Below are 20802 nucleotides of genomic sequence, written 5' to 3' on the forward strand. Positions count from 1 at the left end.
GACCGGACCTCTGCGGCTATGCTCGGGGGGTGCATCCGCACGGACCGTTAGCTCAATTGGCAGAGCAGTGGACTTTTAATCCATTGGTTGTGGGTTCGAGTCCCACACGGTCTACGGAAAGTAGGTGAGGGGAGACTCCCTCTGACCTGCAACGCAGCGCCCGAGTCGGCTTCGGCCGGCTCGGGCGCTTCCTTGTTCTCGGGGGGCTTGCGGTAGTCAGCTGCGCACGCATCCCTAGTCGAGTTGGTGGGTGTTGATGACCTGTTCCGCCGTGCGCAGCAGGGGCTGATTGTGGCTGAAGGCGTGGGCGCGGAGGCGGACCAAGGCGTCTGCGAGGGTGAGCCCGTCCTTGGCTGCGAGGACACCGGCGGCCATGTGGACGGTAGGGGGGTAGCCCTGTGGTCCGCGCTGGGTGGGCCGGGATCGGCCGGCGAGCAGGTGCGGGTGCTCTTCCAGGGCGAGCAGGGCCAGAATGCGGGCGTAGGCACTGGCCCGCTCCTTCTGGGCGGGGCTGAACGGGGTGGGCTCGAGGCGGTAGAGATCCATGGCGCCGATCGCGAGGGCGCCGATCGTCAGGGGCAGCGCCAGAACGCTGCGGACGCCGTGTTCGCCGGCCACGGGGGCATAGGCGGGCCAGCGGCCGGTCGCCTGGAGCATGTCCGCGGTGTCGACGGGGGCGCGGCGGGTGTAGGCGTCGGTGCATGGTCCTTCGCCGGTGATCAGCTGGGCGTCTTCCACGCTGCGGGCACGCTCGTCGGTGGCGGTGGCCAGCAGGCGTAGTTCTCCGGCGACGACGAGGGTGGCTCCGGCGAAGTCGGCTTCCACGTCGTCGGCGCAGGCCCGGCAGGCGACGGTGAGCGTGACGCCACCGGTGTGAGCAGCGGTGCTGATGCGCTGCCAGGCCGCGGCGTGGTGGTCCTGGTTCACGAGGTGTCCCTATGGCGAGGCAGGCGGCGGGAGAGACACGTCCTTCCGCCGGGGGCTGGGGCGGGTACCTGGCCGGGTGCGCGGTCAGGGTCGGTCAGGGGCGTTGCACAGCAGAGGGGCCGATGGAGCCGTCGATGAGTTGCCTGCAGAGCTCGGCCAGGCTCTGCTGGTGGGCGCGAGCGTGTTGGCGCAGGGCATCAAATGCCTCGTCGAGAGTGGCCTGCCAGCGTTCGGCCAGAATGCCCTTGGCCTGCTCGATGATGATGCGGCTGGAGAGAGCGGCCCGTAGTTGGGCGCGCTCGATGTTGGCGTGGACGACGGTGCGGTGTTGCAGGATGGCGATGGTGGCCACGTCCGCCAGTGCTTGCGCCACCCGCGCGTCACCGTCGCTGAGTTTCTGTTCACGGGAGTCGAAGAGGTTCATTGCGCCCACGGCCTTCCGGCGCAGACGCATCGGCAGGGCGTGGCTGGTGGCGAATCCCGCCTGGCGGGCACGCTCGGCGAAAAGTGGGAAGGCGGCAGTCTCCGCACGGGACTTCAAGGAAATGTTGAAGCGGGCGGTACCATCGCGGTGGCACTCCACGCAGGGCCCCTGGTCGGCCTGGAGGGCGAAGAGTTCCAGCAGCCGGGTGTGCTCGTCCGATGCGGCGATCAGTTGCAGGCCGCCGTTGGGGTCGGCGAGCATGACTCCGACGGCGGAGACGTCGAGCAGCTCGTTGCAGCGGTCGCACAGCGTGTGCAAGAAGTCGATCAGGTCGAAGTCGTCGACAAGGGTGTCCACGGCATCGACCATGGCTGCCAGTAGTTGTTCTTCGCGGGTCATGGCCCTTCATTCCCTTCACCGGCAGGTTCGTCCGGCCCGTTTTCATCATTGTGGAAGGCCAGCCGCCTGGCTACTACGTCCTCGGCTACCTCCAGCAACGGCTTCCCGTGCCGGTAGGCGTGGGCGCGCAGCCGCAGGAGAGCTTGGGCGAGCGAGACCCCGGCCTGGACGCTGATCATTCCGCTGGCCTGGTGGACGGCGGCCCGGTAGAAGTCCGAGGAGTCAGCCGCGGTGGCGAGGGCCTCTTGCTGCGGATCGCTGTCCAGCAGGACAGCGATCAAAGCGTTGGCCACGAGCCAGACGTCGGTCGACGTGGCGTCCGGCAGCGGGCCAGGTGCCGAGCGCTGCAGGGTCATCGTGCCCAGACAGGCGGACCCGATGGCCAGCGGAAAGCAGAAGATCGCGCCGACACCCAGCGCCGTGACCTCGGGCAACAGAGCGGGCCACCGGTCCATCGGCAGACGCGCCACGTCTGCCACCAGGACGGGCCTGCACATAACGGCCACTTCAAGTGCCGGTCCCTGGCCCACCGTGAACTGCAGGTCTTCCAGATCGACGCTGGTACCTGGCGTGGACCACAGCAATTCACTCAGGCCGCCGTCGGTCGGCGCGGAGACGGCGATGCCGTCCACGAGCAGGGCCTGGGCACACAGTTTCGGGTCGGCGCCGATCAGGCCCGGCTCTCCGCGGGAGGGGCGCAGGGTCCGCAATACCTGTGGCAGGTCACTTTCGGTGCCCACTGCTCTCACCTCCCGTGGCTGCCTCAGGAGGGAACCTCCGCGGCGCAGAGGAAGCACTGACGACGCCTCCAGTCTAGGGAGCTTTTCGGCTACGAAGGGTCTTCTCGACATATTGGTGCCGAGGTCGGCGAGGCGGCCGAGTGCCTCCACAAGCTTCTGGAGGGAGCGGGCAGGCGACCAAATGTCTGTGGACGCCGGTGAACGCGAGGCGAGGCGTACGGTGGAGACACAGGCTGCCCGCAGGCGACACCGCTCGCCCACTTCACCCTGACATTGGCTTCCGATCCGGGCAGCGTCGGCGGTGAATGCCGGAGTTCGGACGCCACCATGACTACGCGCTACATCGCCTGCCTGCCTGCTCGCGCACCGAGCCTTCGATGACGGCCGCCCGGCGGGAGGCCGTGATCCTCGCCGCCCGCTACACCAGTGATGACGCCGAACCCGGATTGCGCATCGGCGAGGCGTGCCGGAGGGCCCTGCACAGCGCGTACTCCGTGGGGCTCACACTGGCGGTCGATGCCGCCCTGGCGCAGCGGGTGTCGCTCTGCGCGGTCGGGCCGCTGGCCCGCAAGGGCGAGGAGCTGCAGATCAGTCTCGGAGAAGGCCCGTGTGTACAGGCCCTGAGCCAGCGCGCTCAGGTCCTGGTCGACGATCTCGACGACCCGGCCGCAACCCGGCACTGGCCTGTCTTTGCCCAGCAGGCGAAGGCGCACTACATCCGCGCCGCCTACGCCCTGCCGATCCTCAACGGCGCCGACCGGGCACGGCAGGCCGGCCTCGTCCTCACCCTCTACCGCCACCGGCCCGGCCCGATCTCCGACGCCGACCTGCAAGTTGCCCAGGACCACGCCGACGCCGCAGACCTCCTGCTCCTCGCTACACCCGTGCCGACTGAGGACGAGCTCGTCCACGCCTGGCTCCTGCCCGCGGACGCCGTGGTCCACCAGGCCATCGGCATGATCAGCTACCGCCACTCCCTCACGACCGGCCAGGCCCTCGCCCTGCTGCGCGCCCATGCCCACACCCAGGCAACGCCCTTGACCGGCCTGGCCCGTGCCATCGTCGGCGGCCACGTCACACGTTTCGATCCGCCCGCCTCCGGCGCCGGAGAGAGCTGACGTGGTCCATCCACCGGCAGGCGTTGGGCGGGCTGCCTGAAACGGCCCTCTATCGCGGCTGCCCACGGAGCTTTATCCTGATCCCGGACGCAGGATTCACGTGCTGTCACCGACCACGTGATCCCATCAGGCTCCCAGCCCCCGAGCCGGAACAACACCGAAGCCCGGCTGGAGCCGCATCGCCGACAACACGGCTCCAGCCTCCGCCCTCCCGGCCTGTGGGGGTAATCCCGCACCCTCAACTCCGGGGTGGGCCTGCGAGGATGCGGCGGCAGGGAGCCCCGCACATCCTCATGCTTGGGGATCGCCGTCATACACCGGCGGCGATTCCCAAGCCCGGCCTCACCGGCCGGTCTGTCTCCTTCCGGTCCGCGTTCGACGCGCTCGCGGCTTTGTAGCGCGCGGGGTTTCCGGCTGGGCTTTCGGTTTGCGCCCCCGTGGACCCCGAGTGACGCTGAGCCTGCCAGGTGGCCGATCCGGAGGTTCAGCATGGGTTCCGTACGACGGGCTCTCGTGATGGTGCTGGTGCCGTTGCTCGTCGGAGTCTCGGCGGCCTGCGGTGGGTCCGGGAGCGGAAGCGGCGCGGCGACCGAGCGGGCGCGGCCCGCGGAGCTGGCCTTCGAGCACCCCGGAGTCCTCGTCAGCAAGGCGCAGCTTGACCGCGTGCGCGCCCATGTCGCGGCGCGCGAGCAGCCCTGGATCACGGCGTTCGAGCGGATGCGGGACAGCAAGTACGGTGCCGACGACTACCAGGCCAAGCCGTACGCCGTGGTCGAGTGCCCGGCCGGGGCCCGCGCCGGCCAGGGCTGCGTCGAAGAGCGCGAGGACGCCATCGCCGCGTACACGCAGGCCCTGCTCTTCAACGTCACCGGCGACCGCGCGCACGCCAGGAAGGCCGTGCAGATCATGGACGCCTGGGCGCGGGTGATCACCCGGCACACCGAGGCCAACGCCGGCCTCCAGACGGCCTGGGCCGCCTCCTCGTGGGCACGCGCGGCCGAAGCGGTGCGCTACACCTACGACGGCTGGACCGACGGCGAACTCCTGCGCTTCGAGCGGATGCTGCGCAACGCCTATCTGCCCCAAGTGCGCGAAGGCGCGGCCGACTTCAACGGCAACTGGGATCTCCTGATGGCCGACGCGACCATCAGCATGGCGGTCTTCCTCGACGACCACGAGTCCTTCGAGAAGGCGGTGACCCACTTCAGGACCCGGGTGCCCGCCTACTTCTACCTGGAGTCGGACGGCCCGCTTCCCGTCTCGCCCGCGGGCAGCGGCATCAACACCCCGGAGAAGCTCCAGAAGTACTGGTTCGGGCAGAAGACCTTCGCCGACGGGCTCTCCCAGGAGACCTGCCGGAACTTCAAGCACGCCAGCTACTCGCTCGCGGCCACCGCGCACATCGCGGAGACCGCCTGGCACCAGGGCGTCGACCTGTACGGCGAGGTCAAGGAGCGGCTGCGGGCCGCGCTGGAATTCCACTCCACGTACCAGCTGGGCGCCAAGGCGCCCGACTGGCTGTGCGGCGGCCGGGTGCAGCGCGACATGGGGCCCGACACCGAGGTCGGCCTCAACCACCTGCGCGAGCGGCTGAAGCTGGACCTGCCGCAGACGCAGAGGCTCACGCTCGAGCAGCGGCCCGAGGGGACGGACGACCTGTTCGTGGCCTGGGAGACGCTGACGCACGCGGAGAACGCCTGAGCGAGCGGCCGTCGCGCAGCCGGTTCGCTTTCACTCCCTCTGATGGCGTAGAGTTGCATTCAACGGCGCGGGGTGGAGCAGCTCGGTAGCTCGCTGGGCTCATAACCCAGAGGTCGCAGGTTCAAATCCTGTCCCCGCTACTGAAGACCGAAGGCCCGGATCCAGAAATGGATCCGGGCCTTCGGCGTACCCCGCTCGGCCCACACCGGTCGCCCCGAGCCGCCGCTCCGGGAACCCTGAGTGAGTGGGGCAGCGAGGAGGAAGTGGCGGGGGCGGCAAGCGTCCCGATGTCCGGCACGAGCGGGCGCTCGTACGGGCTCTTCCCCTGCTGCTCATCGTCGTCGGGGTCGTCTACGACGTGTCGACCCCGCCCAGGTTCACCGCCGTGCCCCTCTTCACCGCCGCCCCGCTCGTCGCGGCGCCCTTCTACTCGCTGATCAGCACCGCCCTCATCGGCGTCGGCTCCTGTGCCGCGGTGCTCGCCCTGCACTTCAAGAACGACACCACCACCGACGTGGAGGCCGTCACCGAGCTGATCACGGTGGTGACCGTCGCCGTCCTCGCCGTGCTCATCAACCGTGTCGTACGCCGCAGCGACGAACAGCTCGCCTCCGCCCGCTCCATCGCCGAGGCCGCCCAGCGCGCCGTACTGCCGCAGCCGGACCCACGGATCGGCGGCCTCGACGTCGCGGCGCGGTACGAGGCGGCGGAGGCCGACGCCTTCATCGGGGGTGACCTGTACGCCGTGCAGGACACACCGCACGGCGTACGCGTCATCGTCGGCGACGTACGGGGCAAGGGAATGGGCGCGGTGGCGGCCGTCGCCGTCGTGATCGGGGCGTTCCGGGAGGCCGCCGAGCAGGAGTCCACGCTGGAGGCCGTGGCGCAGCGCCTGGAGCGCGCCCTCGCGCGGGAGGGCACGCGGCGCGACGGGCTCGACGCCTTCGAGGGGTTCACCACCGCCGTGCTCGCGGAGATCTCGCACGGCGACGGTCTGGTGCGTCTGATCAACCGCGGGCACCCGGGGCCGCTGCTCCTGCGCGGTGACGGGCGGCTGTGCGTCCTGGCCGCCACCGAGCCCGCGCTGCCGCTCGGGATGGGGGAACTGGGTGCCTGGCCGGACCGCGCGGACGAGACGGAGTTCCCGCCGGGGGCGATGCTGCTGCTCTACACCGACGGGCTCTCCGAGGCGCGTGACGTCCGGGGTGAGTTCTACAACCCCGCCGCCCGGCTCGGCGGCCGGATCTTCCCGGGGCCCCACGGACCCGACGCGCTCCTGGCGACACTCGTCGAGGAGGTGCGGCGGCACACCGGCGGCGGAGCAACCGACGACATGGCACTGCTCGCGGTGCGGCGGCCGATGTCACCAGCCGTGACCGAAGGACACCACTCCGCATAACAACTGACGCACTGTCAAGGAGATGTGAAGCTCCGGTGCGTGAAGAAGTGGGGTCAACTCGCCCCGTTCCGGACCCCCGTGTCCCGATAAGTACGGGCCAAAGCCGTTAACGATCAGTCGGAACAGCTTGGAATACGACCCTGCTGTCTATTAACGTTCGATAACGCAGCGCGGTCGTCCCAGCCGTCACTCGAGTCGGCTCCGCGCGCACGCGCCTAATCCCGAAAGGGAGCCGGGGAACCACTAATTGGGGTGAATCGGGCATCTGTGCCTCCGTGCCAGATGTTCGTAGGAGACCTTCCTGCTCCGAACCCGTCAGCTAACCCGGTAGGCGAGAAGGAAGGAAAGGAGTGCGCCCCAGTGGCGTCCAACCGCCCTGCCCCCCAAGGCGTGTACGTACCGAACGACGACGATTTCGGTGGGTACGACGATGATTCTTCCTGGGAGGAATGGAATCCCACCGAGGAGTCCATCCGTCCCGTCCGCGGCAGGCACCGCGTCCACAAGCGGAGCGGTGGCGGGCTCGCCCGCAGCTCCACGGTTCTCGGCGTAGGCGTCATCGCCGCCGTCGGCGCGGGCGGCATCGCCACCGCGCAGGGCGGCAAGCCCCCGGTGGCCATCGAGATGCCGGACCTCTCGGCCGTCACGGACTCGCTGCCGGAGGCCAAGTCGCTTCCGGGCGTGGGGTCCTTGATATCCGACGACTCCGACAACTCCGCCGCCGCGGGCCAGAACGTGGCCGTGGCCGCGGCGCCCCTGAGCGCCGCCGGAGTCAGCACCGCCGACGCCGAGCAGGGCACCACGGACGCGGGCGAGGCACTGCGGGCCCGCATCATGGAGCAGGCCGAGAACCAGCAGGACCAGGCGGACGACGCCGTCCAGAAGGCGGCCGAAGAAGCAGCCGTCAAGGAGGCCGCCGCGCAGGCCGCCGCCAAGCAGTCCGCGGCCGAGAAGAAGATCGCCGCCGAGAAGGCAGCCGCCAAGAAGAAGGCCGAGGCCGCCGCGAAGAAGAAGGCCGAGGCGGAGCGCCTGGCCAAGCTCGCGAAGAGCTTCACCCTTCCCGTCGCCTCGTACACGCTCACCGGCACCTTCGGTCAGCCCGGCTCCATGTGGTCCTCCGGCTACCACACGGGCCTGGACTTCGCGGCTCCCACGGGCACGCCCATCAAGGCCATCCACTCCGGCACCATCAAGGAGGCCGGCTGGGCGGGGGCCTACGGCTACCGCACGATCCTCGAACTCGACGACGGCACCGAGCTGTGGCTCTGCCACCAGTCCTCGATGAACGTCAGCGCGGGCCAGAAGGTCACCACCGGCGAGACCATCGGCCGCGTCGGCGCGACCGGCAACGTCACCGGCGCCCACCTCCACCTGGAGGTCCACCCGGGCGGCGACTCCACCGGGGTCGACCCGGCGGCGTGGCTGCGCGGCAAGGGCCAGTCCCTCTGAGGTAACCCCGAACCCCGGCGGTCCTGGCGCCAACCCCCCGGCGCCAGGGCTGCCGGTTCGGCGTACCCACTGCCCGTGCCCGGATGGAATCGGCATCCCGCTGGGCGGAATTCCGTGGTCCGTACAGGCGTTGAGCCCCGTATGACTTCTCTCCGCAAGCTTGGCTCGTCCGACCTCGAGGTCTTCCCGCTCGCCCTGGGTGGCAACGTCTTCGGCTGGACGGCCGACGAGGCGCAGTCCTTCTCCGTGCTCGACGCCTACACCGCCGCGGGCGGCAACTTCGTCGACACCGCCGACGTCTACTCGGCCTGGGTGCCCGGCAACAAGGGCGGCGAGTCCGAGACGGTCATCGGCAACTGGCTCGCCGCGCGCGGCAACCGCTCCGACGTCGTGCTCGCCACCAAGGTCGGCGCCCACCCCGACTACAAGGGCCTGTCCGCGAACACCATCAAGTCCGGTGTCGAGGAGTCGCTGCGCCGCCTGCGCACCGACTACATCGACCTCTTCTACACGCACTACGACGACCCGACCGTCCCCGTCGAGGAGATCATCGGCGCCCTCGACGAGCTGGTGACGTCCGGCAAGGTGCGCGCCATCGCCGCGTCGAACGTGACCCCCGAGCGGCTCCAGGAGTTCCTCGACTTCTCCGACCGCGAGGGCCTCGCCCGCTACTCGGTCCTCCAGCCGCACTACAACCTCGTCTCGCGCGACACGTACGAGGGACCGCTGGAGCAGGTCGCCTCGCGCTCCGGCCTGGCCGCCGTCCCGTACTACGCGCTGGCCTCCGGCTTCCTGACCGGCAAGTACCGCCCGGGTGCGCAGGTCGACAGCGCGCGGGCCGAGGGCGCGGGCAAGCACCTGGACACCGACCGCGGCCTGCGCGTGCTCGCCGCCCTCGACCAGGTCGCCCAGGCGCGCGGCGCCGAGGTCGCGACCGTGGCCCTCGCGTGGCTCGCCGCGCAGCCGACGGTGGCGGCGCCGATCGCGTCGGCCCGTACGGTCGAACAGCTGCCCGCGCTGCTCGCGGTGGGGGAGCTCGAACTGACGGAGGCCGAGGTGTCGGCGCTCACGGCGGCTTCCGCCTAGCCGCGGTAGGGGTTGTACGCGGGGTAGGGCATCGCCGGCTGGGCGTACGGATATCCGTACGGCGGCTGCTGGGGATGGGGCTGCTGATATCCGTACGGCTGCTGGTGTCCGTGCGGCTGCCGGTATCCGTAGGGAGGCGGCATCGGTACGGGCACCGGTGCCGTCGCCTGCGCCGCGTAGGCCAGGGCGGGCCGGGCGGCCTCGCGGCGCTCCCACAGCGCGTGCAGCAACTCCCGCTCCCGTACGACGAAGTCGCCGCCCGCGCGGCCCCGGCGCCCGCGGTGACGCAGGAGCGCCAGAGACGTCGCGTACGTCTCGTACTGGGCGACCGTGCGCGCCGCCGCCTTGCCCTGGGTGTACGAGGCGTAGTCGCGGGCGAGGGTGCGGGCGCGCATCGTGCCGAGGGCGTACGGCTCGGGCGCGGTGAGCCAGCCGGCGATCACGTACGCGGGCAGTTCGGCGCGCACGATGCGCAGGCCGCGCTGTCTGATCCAGATCACCAGCCAGGTGAGCAGTCCGAACGCGGGGAGCATGAACGTCGCGTACACGGCGAAGAAGCCGTAGTCCCCGAAGCCGGCCGAGCCGTTCCACAGGGCGTGCAGGCCCATCGCGAGGAGCAGTCCGCCGAGCGGGAGCAGGACGCGGCGCCAGTTCTGCCGGTCGGCGCTGAGGGCGGCGATGCCGAAGCCGATGCCGGTGAGCACGGTGAACAGTGGGTGCGCGAAGGGCGACATCACGACGCGCACGAAGAAGGTCGCCGCCGTCACGGACGCGAGCCCGGTGCCGCCGTTGAGCTGGTCGGTGCCGAAGGCGCTGCCGAGATAGAGGATGTTCTCGGTGAACGCGAAGCCGGTCGCGGTCACTCCGGCGATCACCACGCCGTCGACGATGCCGGTGAACTCGCGTCTGCGGAAGAGGAAGACGAGCAGTACGGCCGCGGCTTTCGCGCTCTCCTCGACGATCGGCGCTATGACCGTCGCGCCGAGGGTGTCCGCGCTGGTGGGGTCGGCCGTGGCGGTGGCTATCCAGCGGGTCGCGAAGCTGTTCGCGACGATGGCTATGAGGGCGGCGGCGCAGGCCCCCCAGGCGAAGGCGAAGAGCAGATTCCGCCAGGGGCCCGGCTGGACCCGTTGCAGCCAGCGGAAGGCGGCCACCAGGAGCGGCACGGGCAGCGTCGCGAGGCCGAGCCCGACCAGGAAGCCTTCGGTGCCGGTCTGTTCCCTGACCAGGGCCAGGATGACGAGGCCCGACAGGGCGAGCAGGATGACCAGGGCGGCCGCGCGTATCGCCCGGCGTTGCCACCAGCGCGCGTGCCGCAGCCCGGCGGGCCCTGCGGGGGGCGTCGGGTACGGGTGCGGAGAAGGGGTGGCCACCCGTTGACCCTAACGAGGGACGGGGGTGGGCCGCGACGGTGCCTCGGGCCGGGTGGCCGGTATCGCAGTCCTGGCGTCGGCCGTCTCGGCCCTACTCGCCGGTTGTCCGGCGGAACAGCAGGTCGTGGACGACGTGTCCCTTGTCCAGACCCTGGCCCTCGAAGCGGGTGAGGGGGCGGAAGGAGGGGCGGGGCGCGTACCCGCCGTCGGCCTGGGTGTTCTCGAACGCGGGGTGCGCGGTGAGCACGTCCAGCATCTGCTCGGCGTACGGCTCCCAGTCGGTCGCGCAGTGCAGCAGGGCGCCGGGCTTGAGGCGGGGTGCGGCGAGGTCGAGGAAGTCGGGCTGGATGATGCGGCGCTTGTGGTGCCGTGCCTTGGGCCAGGGGTCGGGGAAGTAGACGCGGAGGCCGTCGAGGGAGGCGGGCGGGAGCATTTCGCGGAGCAGGATGACGGCGTCGCCGTTCGCGACGCGGATGTTGGTGAGGTCGTTCCGCTCGGCGAGGCCGAGGAGGTTTCCCTGGCCCGGGGTGTGCACGTCCACAGCGAGGATGCCGGTGTCCGGGTCGTCGGCGGCCATCTGGGCGGTGGCCTCGCCCATGCCGAAGCCGATCTCCAGTACGACGGGGAGCTCGCCGCCGCCTCCGAAGAGGTCGGCGAGGTCGAGCACGCGCTGTCCGTCGATGTCCAGGCCCCACTTGGGCCACAGCCGCTGGAGCGCGTCCGCCTGGCTTGTGGTGACGCGGCTCCTGCGGGGCTGGAAGCTGCGGATCCTTCGCTCGAAGTGTGAGCCCGCGGGGTCGGGCGAGGGCCCGTCGGGGAAACGGGGCTCGCCCTTCGGGCGGGAGGGGCGGGGGCTGCTGGGGGTGGCGGCTGACTCAGACACAGTGGGGGGATTTTATCTGTCCCCAACCCCGCCCCTTCCCGAAAACCCGCTCGGCGCGAGGGCCTTGTACGAATTCCGCTGCGGGGCAATCGGGTGGGTGGGCGGGAAAATTAGCCCCTCCGGCGTTTGAGGAGCGGGGGTCTGGGGGCGGAGCCCCCAGTTTCGGGAAGGGGCGGGATTGGGGAAAGCCCCGCAGGGCCCGCCCCTACAGCAGCGCCAGCACCCGCCGAGCCACCGCCCGCCCGATAGGGAGCGAAGCCGTCGCCGCAGGCGAAGGTGCGTTCAGGACGTGCACCGCCCGCACCCCCTCCCGGATGAGGAAGTCATCCACCAGCGTCCCGTCACGCAAGACGGCCTGCGCCCGCACCCCCGCCGCCACCGGCACAAGATCATCCGAGGTCACCGCGGGCAGCAGCCTCCGCACGGCCGAGGTGAACGCCTCCTTGGAGAAGGAGCGCCGCAGCTCCCCCGCCCCGTACCGCCAGTGCCGCGAGGCCATCCGCCAGGCCCCCGGCCAGCCCAGCGTCCCCGCCACCTCCAGCGGCCGCACCACACCCCAGCCGTACCCCTCACGGGCCAGCGCCGGCACGGCGTTCGGACCCACGTGGACCCCGCCGCCGATGCCCCGCGTCAGATGCACCCCGAGGAAGGGGAAGGCCGGGTCCGGGACCGGGTACACCAGGCCCCGCACGAGATCGGGCCGCGCCAGGTCGAAGTACTCCCCCCGGAAGGGCACGATCCGCATCCCGGGGTCGTCGCCGGCCAGCATCGCCACCTGGTCGCACTGCAGTCCCGCGCAGTTGACCAGGACCTTTCCCCGCACCACCGAGCCGTCGGCCGTGCGGACGGCCACCCCGAGCGACTCGCGCCGGTCGATGCGGACGACCTCCGCCCCGTACCTGACATCGGCCCCGGAGGCGTCCGCGAGGTGCTCCGCCACCGAGCCGTAGTCACAGATCCCCGTCGTCCCGACCTGGATCGCGGCGAGGCCCCGCACCTCCGGTTCGTACTCCGCGATCTGGGCGGGGCCCAGCTCCCGCACCGGAATGCCGTTCTCCCTGCCGCGCTGGACGAGTGCGTGCAGGCGGGGCAGCTCGGAGCGCTCCGTGGCGACGATGAGCTTGCCGGTGACCTCGTGCGCGATGCCGTACTCCGCGCAGAACTTGACCATCTCGGCGGCGCCCCGCACGGCGTACCGCGCCTTCAGGGAGTCGGGGCGGTAGTAGATCCCGCTGTGGATCACCCCGCTGTTGCGGCCCGTCTGGTGCCTGGCGGGGCCGGACTCCTTCTCCAGGACGGTGACCCGCGTCCCCGGAGCGGCGCGCGTGATGGCATACGCCGTCGACAGACCGACGATCCCGCCGCCGATCACCAGCACGTCGCAGTCGTACGCCACGGCTCGGACCATCCCGCATCACCTCCCACCCCGATAGTGCACTGCGCCACTGACAACGCCCTCAAACCCGATGAGGACCGCAGGGTTACAGGGGGCGTAAATGCTGTTGCCGATCCGGCGGTGCACGGGTTCCCGCGGCGCATGGGGGGGCGGGCTACGCGGGGGCCACGAGCAGCGGCCGGGCCCGCTCGCGCAACTCCACCACCCGCGGCTCGTCCCCGTACGGCTCCAGGCGGTGCAGCAGGTCCTTCACGTACTCCGTGGTCCGCGCGGACGAGATGCGTCCGGCGACCTCAAGGGCGCGTGTGCCCTGCTCGCAGGCCGCGTCGAGGTTCCCCGACTCCAGCTCCGCGACCGCCGACACGACGAGCCGCAGGCCGTGCGAGCGGACGAACTCCTCTGTCGGCCGCTTGAGCGCCTGCTCCGTGAAGCGGCGCACCTGGCGGGGTGCCTTCAGGTCGCGATAGCACTCGGCGGCGTCCGCCGCGAAGCGGTCGTATCCGTAGAAACCGAGCCATGAGGGGTCGTTGTCGCCGTCCCTGGCCCGCTCCAGCCAGCCCTCGGCCGCCCGGAGTGCGGCTCCCGCCGCCTGCGCGTCGTTGGCGCGCGCGTGTGCGCGTGCCTCGACGAGGCGGAAGAAGCTCATCGTGCGCGCGGTGGCCAGACCGCGGTTGCGCTCCAGGGCCGCCTGCGCGAGGTCGACGCCCTCGTCGCCGAATCCGCGGTAGGTCGCCTGGAGGGACATGGAAGCAAGGACGTACCCCCCTAAGGGGACGTCGGCCGCCGCGCGGGCCAGGCGCAGGGCCTGGATGTAGTAACGCTGGGCGGCCTCCTGCTGGCCGGTGTCGAAGGCCATCCACCCCGCCAGGCGGGTCAGTTCGGCCGAGGCCCCGAAGAGCGAACGGCCCACCTCGTCCGAGTACGAACCGAGCAGCAAGGGCGCCGCCTCGACCCGCAGGCACTCCGGGACCATCGACGAACGCCAGTCGCCACCCCCGTACTTGGAGTCCCAGCGCCGGGCGTCCTCGGCGGCTTCCCGCAGCTTCACCACGTCACTGTGGCCGACCTTCATCGGATGCCCGCTGTTCGCGCCGTCATCGGGATGGACCAGCTCGCGGGGCTCGTCCAGGATGACGTCGCGGGCGACCGAGCTGTCGGCCGGGGTTATCAGCCAGCGCGAGGCCGGAGTCGCGTACGCGCTCACCGCGAAGGAGCCGGCGAGCGACTGCCAGATGCCGCCGGTACCCGCGCGCCTGCCCGCCAGATCGAGGCGGTACAGCTCCGTCGCCGACTTCACCGCGGCGCCCACGTCGCGCGGGAAGGCGAGACCCACCTCAGGCGCGGGATCGGCGTCGGCGAGCCCGATCTCGTGCAGCGGAACGGGGCGGCCGAGTTTCTGCCCGATGGCCGCGGCGATGAGGTGCGGGGCGGCGCCCTGCGGCACCATGCCCTTGGACACCCACCGGGCCACGGACGTCTTGTCGTATCGAAGCGTCAACCCGCGTTGTGCGCCGAGGTCGTTGACCCGGCGGGCGAGTCCCGCATTGCTGATTCCCGCGAGGGCGAGAACGGTGCCGAGTTTTTCGTTCGGCCCGCGTTGCTCCCTGGACATGCGCCACCCCTCGACACAGACGGCTGCCGTGCGATGGCTTGACCGCGCGGCATTCGTGCTGCGTTCCCCCGGGGGCAGCGGCGTCCGCGACTACGACCGCCGTGGCCCGGAACCTCGGCCGCAAGAGCATTTGGCCGAGCCCCCAGGTATATGCCTCCGCGAAAACATCAGCACACACAGCGTAGTTCGCCGAATCCCAAGCGTTAAGAGGCGTAGTTCCGTATGGCGAGATTGTTGCCGGTAGGTGAGCGGGGGAGTGGCGGGGTGTGCTCCGGGTGTGTGGCCGTGCGCCTGCGTGTGCGCTCTTCACCGGCCATAAGGGGAGCGCTTCCATTGACGGTGCGTGGGTCGGCCCGCTGCGCTGGAGTCAGCGGGCTGGGGGACACCGCCGCCTTCATCCCCGCGGGCGGCGGACCAGTCCGGGGGGCGAACGCCGCCTCCCGGACTGTGTGTTGCCTTTTACGGTTCCGGCACGCGAGCTTCATCCGCCGATTTGGCCGAAAATCGCCTCTCCGGAGGCCGGGGCGGTGCGCCCCCGCAGGACGAAAAGGGCATGGTCGCGCCCTTCAAGTACCGTTCCCCCGGGGCAGATTAACGGGAGCGTGAGCACCCCCGTAGCCACTCCCGCGCGCCTCCTTCGTGGCAGCATGGGACCCCAGTTCTTCGATGCACTGGTTGTCCACAGCCTGTGGAGGCAACGATGCGGTGGTTGGTGGGGTGGAGCAGCACTGCCGCGAAGCCTTCGGTGGTGGGCTCGGCCGGGGCCACCGGTGAGAACGGCGAGACCGTTCACCCCGTGGGCTCCCAACTCCTTTGGGGCGACCCGGATCCGCTGTGGGCGGTGGGTGACTGGCGCGCCGACGAGGTGCGCACGGTGCAGGCGGACGCGCAGACGCGCATCGCGGTGCTCGGCACCTGCGGGGCGAGCGACGAGGAGCTCAGGGTCGGTCTGTTCGCGGCCCGCGGCGGCGCCCTGCGGCACCTGACCGCGTGGTCCGGGAGCTACACCGCGGTGGTCCAGATCGGGCGGCGCGTCATGGTCGCCGGCGACCTCGCGGGCGCGCGCCCCGTCTTCTACACCCCCTGGGCCGCGGGAACCGCCTACGCGACGGCCGCGCTGCCGCTCGCCGACCTCATCGAGGCCCACCTGGACATCGGCCACCTCGCGGCGCTCCTTGCGGCGCCCGATGTGCCGGAGGCACTACAGGACTCGACGCCCTACCAGGGCGTGCGCCGTGTGCCACCGGGGCACGCGCTGATCCTGCGCGCGGGAGCCAGGGAGATCGCCGGGTACGAGCACGTGGCGTCCCTCGCGGTCGCCGCGCCCGCCGCCGACGCCACCGCCGCGGTGGACGGCGTCCGGGACGCCCTCGTGGAGGCCGTACGCGCACGGCTCGGCGCCCCGCGGCACGTCCCCGGAGCCTCGGAGGTCGACCCCGGTCCCGTGCCCGGCATGGGCCCCGCCGAACGGCGCGCGGCGCGCGGGATGCCGGTGCCCGGCATCGGGGCCGACCTCTCCGGAGGGCCCGCGTCCGGCACGCTCGCGCTGCTCGCGGCGGGCCTCCCGGGGATGCCCGGAACCGTCCTCGGGCACGGCACGGGCGCGGGGGAGCGGCTCCTCGCCGTCACGTTCAACGACCTCGCGATCAAAGGCCGCGAGGCCGAGCTGGAGCGTGCGGGCGCCATCGCGGCCAATCCCCGCCTGCATCACGTGGTGGTCGCCGCCGGCGAAGAGGCCCTCCCGTACGCGGACTTGGACGGCCCTCTGACGGACGAGCCGAGCGCCACCCTCGTCACGGCCCAGCGCCACCGTGCGCGGCTCTCGTCGGGCAGCGCGGACCACTTCACGGGGTATGGCGCGCGGCAGGTGCTCGACGCGCATCCGGCCCGCCTCGCCGACCTCCTGATGGACCGCAGACGGCGCCATCTGGTGCGCCCTGTCGCGGCGTTGGCGAAGGCGGACGGCTCCCCGGGCTCCGTCATGGTCCCCGCGCGCGTGTACGGCGCCGCGCGCAAGCTCTCCCGGATGTCCTACCGCGCGGGCGTCGATTCGCTCGCCGAGCGTCTCCTCCAGCGCCGCTTCGACGAGCCGGGCGGGGCGGTGGGGGCGTCCCTCGCCGCTCTCGCGTGGGCGAGACCGGGGCCCGCGGCGCGCTGGCTGACGGGCGAGGCCCTCGCTGAAGTATCGGTTCGCCTCCAGGACCTGACCGGGCGTCCCGGCGCGGGGCCCGGCCAGCGCCCCGGGGAGTTCCGTGCCCGCGCGGCGCTCGCCCGGCACGCGGCCGACCTGCGCGTCCTGGAACAGGCCGCCGAGGTCCGTTTCCAGCGTCTGCACGCGCCCTTCCTGGACAACCAGGTGGTCCGGGCCTGCCGCGCGCTCCCCGTCGCCCTGCGCGTCCAGCCGGGGGCGCGCGCGGCGATCCTGCGTACGGTCCTCGAAGGGGCCGGGGTGGCCGAACTGCCGTCCGGCTGGGGTGCTCCGTCCCACGCGTCGTCCCAGGCGGCGGCGCGGACGGGCCTGCGGGTGGCGGTGGACGACCTCCTGTCCCTCTTCGACACGCCCCTGCTCGCTCAGGCGGGCCTGGTGGAGGCCCGCGTGGTCCGCAAGGCGCTGCGGGCGGCGGCAGAGGGAGAGCCACTACCGCTGGACGGCTTGGCGGACCTGGTCTCCACAGAGCTGTGGCTACGGCGCCTGCTGTCCCGCAGGGGAACATGCTGGACGGGCACCCCCGCGCGGCAACGAGCTGTCCCTACGGGGAGCGTCGCACCGCAGAGGGGGGCTCTGGGGGCGGGGCGGTAGGAAGTTCAGCCCGTCCGGCGTTCGAGGACGAACTCGGCGGAGCCGGTGATGACGGCGCCCAAGGCCCCCGCGCAGCGGGTTTTCGGGAAGGGGCGGGGTCGGGGAAATGAAAACCCCCGCGCCCCACCCCGGCCCGACGGCGAGAATGACCCCGTGCGGTACAGAATCCTGGGCGCCACCGAGGCGTACGACGAACAAGGGGTGTCCCTGCCCGTGGGGGGCCGAAGACTCCGCGCGCTCCTGTCGGCCCTCGCGCTCCGGGCCGACCGCACCGCCCCCGTGGAGACCCTCATCGCCGAGGTGTGGGCCGAGGACGAGCCCCCGGTTGACGCTCCCGCCGCCCTCCAGGCCCTCGTCGGCCGCCTCCGACGCGCTCTCGGCAAGGCGGCCATCGCCTCGGACCCCGGCGGCTACCGCCTCACCGCCACCCCCGAGGACATCGACCTGCACCGCTTCGAACGTCTCGTACGCGAGGGGAGGTCGGCCCTCGAACAGCACGACCCGGCGTCAGCCGCCCGCACCCTCGGCGAGGCACTCGCCCTGTGGCACGGCCCCGCCCTCGCCGATCTGCCCGACCGCAGCGCGGCCACCCGCCCCGAAGCGCTGCGCGCCGAGGCGACCCGCGCCCGCATCGAGGCGCGGCTGCTCCTTGGCCACGCCTCCGACCTCGTACCGGAGCTGAAAGGGCTCACCGCCGCCCAGCCGTACGACGAGGCGCTGCACGCCCTGCTGATCCGCGCCCTGCGCGACGCGGGCCGCGGCGCCGACGCCCTCGCCGCGTACGAGAACGCGCGCCGCACGCTCGCCGAGGGGCTCGGCGCCGACCCGGGGCGGGAACTGCGAGCGCTGCACGCGGAGTTGCTTGCCCCAGGCGACCCAGGCGACCCAGGCGACCCAGGCGACCCAGGCGACCCGGGCGACCCGGGCGACCCAGGCCTCTTGGTCGACCCCGGCGAACCGGCCGCGGCAGCCGGGCCAGCCGTGCTCACCACCGACGGGGACGCGCGGCCGGAGCGGAGAGGTAACCTCCGGCCCCGCCTGACCTCCTTCGTCGGCCGGGAACCCGAACTCGCCGCCATCCGTTCAGACATGAGACGAGCCCGCCTGGTCACCCTCACCGGACCGGGCGGCTCCGGCAAGACCCGCCTCGCCGAGGAAGCCGCCGCCGGGCATCCGCAGGCATGGCTGGCCGAGCTCGCCCCGCTCGACCGGCCCGAGGCGGTTCCGGGAGCTGTCGTCAGCGCCCTGGGTCTGCGCGAGACCGCGCTGATGACCAGCGAGATGACGGTCACGCAGGACGACCCTGCCGCCCTGCTCGTCGAGTACTGCGCCCCGCGCAGCCTGCTCCTGCTCCTTGACAACTGCGAACACGTCATCGGCGCCGCGGCCGAGCTGGCCCAGACGCTCCTCACGCACTGCCCGGACCTCACGGTCATCGCCACCAGCCGCGAACCCCTGGGCGTCCCAGGCGAGTTCGTCCGCCCCGTCGAACCCCTGCCGCCGGACCCGGCGCACCGCCTCTTCACCGAGCGCGCCACAGCCGTGCGCCCGGACTTCAGCCCGGAGGGGGACGCCGAGGCCGTCGCCGAGATCTGCCGCCGTCTCGACGGCCTCCCGCTCGCCATCGAGCTGGCCGCGGCCCGCCTGCGCCTGCTCTCCCCCCGGCAGATCGCCGACCGTCTCGACGACCGCTTCCGCCTCCTCACCAGCGGCAGCCGCACGGTCCTGCCCCGCCAGCAGACCCTGCGGGCCGTCGTCGACTGGTCCTGGGAGCTGCTCGACGAGCCCGAGCGGACGGTGCTGCGCGAGGTGTCCGTCTTCGCGGGCGGCTGGGACATCGAGGCGGCCGAAGCGGTCTGCACCGGACCCGCCGCCGACCTCATCGGCGCCCTCGTGGACAAGTCGCTGCTCATCGCCGAGCCCACGTCCAGGGGCGACATGCGCTACCGCATGCTGGAGACCATCCACAAGTACGCCACCGAGCGAGCCGCCGAGACCCCCGAGCTCCGCGCCGCCGCGGGCCGCCGCCACACCGCGTACGTCCGTGCGCTGGTCGAAGAGGCCGAGCCGCTGCTCCGCTCGGCCGATCAACTGCCGTGGATCCAGCGCCTGGAGACGGAGCTGGACAACATCCGTGCGGCCCTGCAGCGCGCCATCGAGTCCCGCGAGAGCGAGGACGCCCTGGCCATCGCCTTGAGTGTGGGCTGGTTCTGGTCCATGCGGAACTACCGCAGAGAGGGCGCGAGCTGGGTCGCCGGCATCCTGCGCCTCGCACCGCCGATGCCGCCCGACGGGCCCGACGGCATCCCCGAGGACACGGGCGACCCGCTCCACTGGCCCTGGATGAGCCTGCGGCTGCTGCACTTCTTCCTGATCGCGGAGTCGAAACCGACGGAGGCCCTGACGAGTGAGGACGACCGCGCGAGCGTCCGGCGGCTGCGGAACGCCTTCGCACAGCCGGTGCCGGCGGCGGCCCGCTTCCCCGGGCTGATCTGGCCGTTCACCGCGTACTTCCTGGACGGTCCCGACGCGGCGAGGCCCGGCCTGGACAACGTGGTCGCCAACTGCCGTAGATACGGCGGTGACTGGGAGATCGGCGTCGGCCTGATGTTCCGCACGCACCAGGCCGTCGACGCCCCGGGCAACCTCTCCGGTGTCGACGAGGATCTCGCTGAGCTGCGGGAGCTGAGCAGTCGCGCGGGCGACCGCTGGATGCGCGCCCAGGTCTCCAGTGCGGCGGGCGAGGCCGCGATGGCGCGCTGCCTGCACGCGGAGGCACGCATCGAGTACGACGAAGCGCTGCGGCTCGCCTACGAAGTGGGCGCCTACGCCGAGACACCCTTCCTGATCGCCCGCCTCGCCGAGATCGCGTACCGCGACGGCGACCGCGAGCTGGCGGCGAAGGCCCTCCACGAGGCGGGCATCGAGGCCGACCGGTACGGGGTGTCGGACTCGTGGGCGTTCATCCGGACGCTTCAGGCCCTGATGGCGCTGGACGACGGCGAGGCCGCCAAGGCCCGCGCGCTGTTCGAGGCGGCCCGCGTCGACGCCGAGCGTGGCACGCCGCCGCCCCAGTTCATCGCGGCGCTGCACGGCCTCGAGGCCAAGGTGGTGGCCGCCGAGTCGGGCCCGGCGCAAGCACTGCCGCTGCTCGCCGACGGCCTGCGGGCGGCGCTCGACAGCCGGTGCGCGGAGCTGGTCATCGCGGCACTGGTGGAGGGCGGAGCCGCCCTGGTGAGCAGGCTCGGCGACCATCCCCGTGCGGTCCGCCTGCTCGCCCTGAGCACCCGGCTGCGGAGCGGCAATCCGCGCCCGATGCCGGAACTGGCCGATGCCGAGCGGATCGAGACCGCGGCGCTCGCCGCGCTCGGTCCGACGCGGTACGAGACCGAGCGCGCGGCGGGAGCCGAACTCACCGCCGCCGAAGCGCTCGTGGAGCTGAGCTGAACCGCACGGCGCGTGTGAACCGAGCCGAACCGCGGCTACGTACAGCCG

The 20802-nt window shown here is 71.9% G+C and carries 14 protein-coding genes, 2 tRNA genes and 1 riboswitch; of the genes, 9 read left to right on the forward strand and 7 right to left on the reverse strand.

Annotated features, from left to right (window positions below; genetic code table 11):
• Positions 1–41 precede the first annotated feature (41 nt).
• Positions 42–114 (forward strand) — tRNA-Lys (locus tag ACIBCK_RS32015).
• 120 nt (positions 115–234) lie between these two features.
• Here ACIBCK_RS32015 and ACIBCK_RS32020 read toward each other — a convergent pair.
• The 3 genes from ACIBCK_RS32020 to ACIBCK_RS32030 form a co-directional block, all read right to left on the reverse strand.
• Positions 235–927: a GAF and ANTAR domain-containing protein gene (locus tag ACIBCK_RS32020; RefSeq protein WP_399395907.1), complete on the reverse strand. Its 693-nt coding sequence runs from the start codon at positions 925–927 to the stop codon at positions 235–237.
• A gap of 94 nt (positions 928–1021) precedes the next feature.
• Complete coding sequence (locus tag ACIBCK_RS32025) at positions 1022–1750, reverse strand: ANTAR domain-containing protein (RefSeq protein ID WP_399395909.1); 729 nt, start codon at positions 1748–1750, stop codon at positions 1022–1024.
• The gene (locus ACIBCK_RS32030; RefSeq protein ID WP_399395911.1) at positions 1747–2490 is read right to left on the reverse strand and encodes an ANTAR domain-containing protein; all 744 of its coding nucleotides are present in this window, start codon (positions 2488–2490) and stop codon (positions 1747–1749) included. Before ACIBCK_RS32030 ends, ACIBCK_RS32025 begins: the two co-directional genes overlap by 4 nt.
• Positions 2491–2867: 377 nt before the next feature.
• Between ACIBCK_RS32030 and ACIBCK_RS32035 the strand changes: the two genes are divergently transcribed.
• The 6 genes from ACIBCK_RS32035 (at position 2868) to ACIBCK_RS32060 (ending at position 9243) form a co-directional block, all read left to right on the forward strand.
• Positions 2868–3608 (forward strand): GAF and ANTAR domain-containing protein, encoded by a 741-nt coding sequence (locus ACIBCK_RS32035; RefSeq protein WP_399395912.1) that lies wholly within the window; start codon positions 2868–2870, stop codon positions 3606–3608.
• Positions 3609–4097: 489 nt separating this feature from the next.
• Positions 4098–5309 (forward strand): alginate lyase family protein, encoded by a 1212-nt coding sequence (locus ACIBCK_RS32040; protein WP_399395913.1) that lies wholly within the window; start codon positions 4098–4100, stop codon positions 5307–5309.
• A gap of 66 nt (positions 5310–5375) precedes the next feature.
• Positions 5376–5449, forward strand: a tRNA-Met gene (locus ACIBCK_RS32045).
• Positions 5450–5553: 104 nt separating this feature from the next.
• Positions 5554–6708 carry a PP2C family protein-serine/threonine phosphatase gene (locus ACIBCK_RS32050; RefSeq protein WP_399395915.1) on the forward strand — a complete coding sequence of 385 codons (1155 nt, stop codon included), beginning with the start codon at positions 5554–5556 and terminating at the stop codon, positions 6706–6708.
• 202 nt (positions 6709–6910) lie between these two features.
• Positions 6911–7057, forward strand: a riboswitch (cyclic di-AMP (ydaO/yuaA leader).
• Between the two features lie 11 nt (positions 7058–7068).
• Positions 7069–8157 (forward strand): M23 family metallopeptidase, encoded by a 1089-nt coding sequence (locus ACIBCK_RS32055; RefSeq protein ID WP_399395917.1) that lies wholly within the window; start codon positions 7069–7071, stop codon positions 8155–8157.
• Positions 8158–8298: 141 nt separating this feature from the next.
• The gene (locus ACIBCK_RS32060) at positions 8299–9243 is read left to right on the forward strand and encodes an aldo/keto reductase (RefSeq protein ID WP_399395918.1); all 945 of its coding nucleotides are present in this window, start codon (positions 8299–8301) and stop codon (positions 9241–9243) included.
• Here the strand turns inward: ACIBCK_RS32060 and ACIBCK_RS32065 are convergent.
• The 4 genes from ACIBCK_RS32065 to ACIBCK_RS32080 all read right to left on the reverse strand — a co-directional run bounded on the left by ACIBCK_RS32065 (position 9240) and on the right by ACIBCK_RS32080 (position 14507).
• Positions 9240–10616 (reverse strand): PrsW family intramembrane metalloprotease, encoded by a 1377-nt coding sequence (locus ACIBCK_RS32065; RefSeq protein ID WP_399395920.1) that lies wholly within the window; start codon positions 10614–10616, stop codon positions 9240–9242. The two genes, ACIBCK_RS32060 and ACIBCK_RS32065, sit on opposite strands and share 4 nt — an antisense overlap.
• A gap of 91 nt (positions 10617–10707) precedes the next feature.
• The gene (gene trmB, locus ACIBCK_RS32070; RefSeq protein ID WP_399395922.1) at positions 10708–11499 is read right to left on the reverse strand and encodes a tRNA (guanosine(46)-N7)-methyltransferase TrmB; all 792 of its coding nucleotides are present in this window, start codon (positions 11497–11499) and stop codon (positions 10708–10710) included.
• A gap of 205 nt (positions 11500–11704) precedes the next feature.
• Positions 11705–12907, reverse strand: a complete 1203-nt coding sequence (lhgO, locus tag ACIBCK_RS32075; RefSeq protein WP_399395924.1) for an L-2-hydroxyglutarate oxidase — start codon at positions 12905–12907, stop codon at positions 11705–11707.
• 142 nt (positions 12908–13049) lie between these two features.
• A complete protein-coding gene (locus ACIBCK_RS32080) occupies positions 13050–14507 on the reverse strand; it encodes an MFS transporter (protein WP_399395926.1) in 1458 nt (485 codons plus the stop codon).
• Positions 14508–15207: 700 nt separating this feature from the next.
• Here ACIBCK_RS32080 and ACIBCK_RS32085 point away from each other — a divergent pair.
• Together ACIBCK_RS32085 and ACIBCK_RS32090 are read left to right on the forward strand one after the other, a co-directional pair.
• Entirely contained in the window at positions 15208–17307 is a 2100-nt protein-coding gene (locus ACIBCK_RS32085) for an asparagine synthase-related protein (protein WP_399395928.1), read from the forward strand.
• A 153-nt stretch (positions 17308–17460) separates the two neighbouring features.
• Positions 17461–20754 carry an AfsR/SARP family transcriptional regulator gene (locus tag ACIBCK_RS32090; RefSeq protein ID WP_399395930.1) on the forward strand — a complete coding sequence of 1098 codons (3294 nt, stop codon included), beginning with the start codon at positions 17461–17463 and terminating at the stop codon, positions 20752–20754.
• Positions 20755–20802 lie beyond the last annotated feature (48 nt).

Origin of the sequence: Streptomyces sp. NPDC051218 (assembly GCF_044455475.1) — a bacterium.
In the GTDB taxonomy this organism is placed as follows: Bacteria; Actinomycetota; Actinomycetes; order Streptomycetales; family Streptomycetaceae; genus Streptomyces.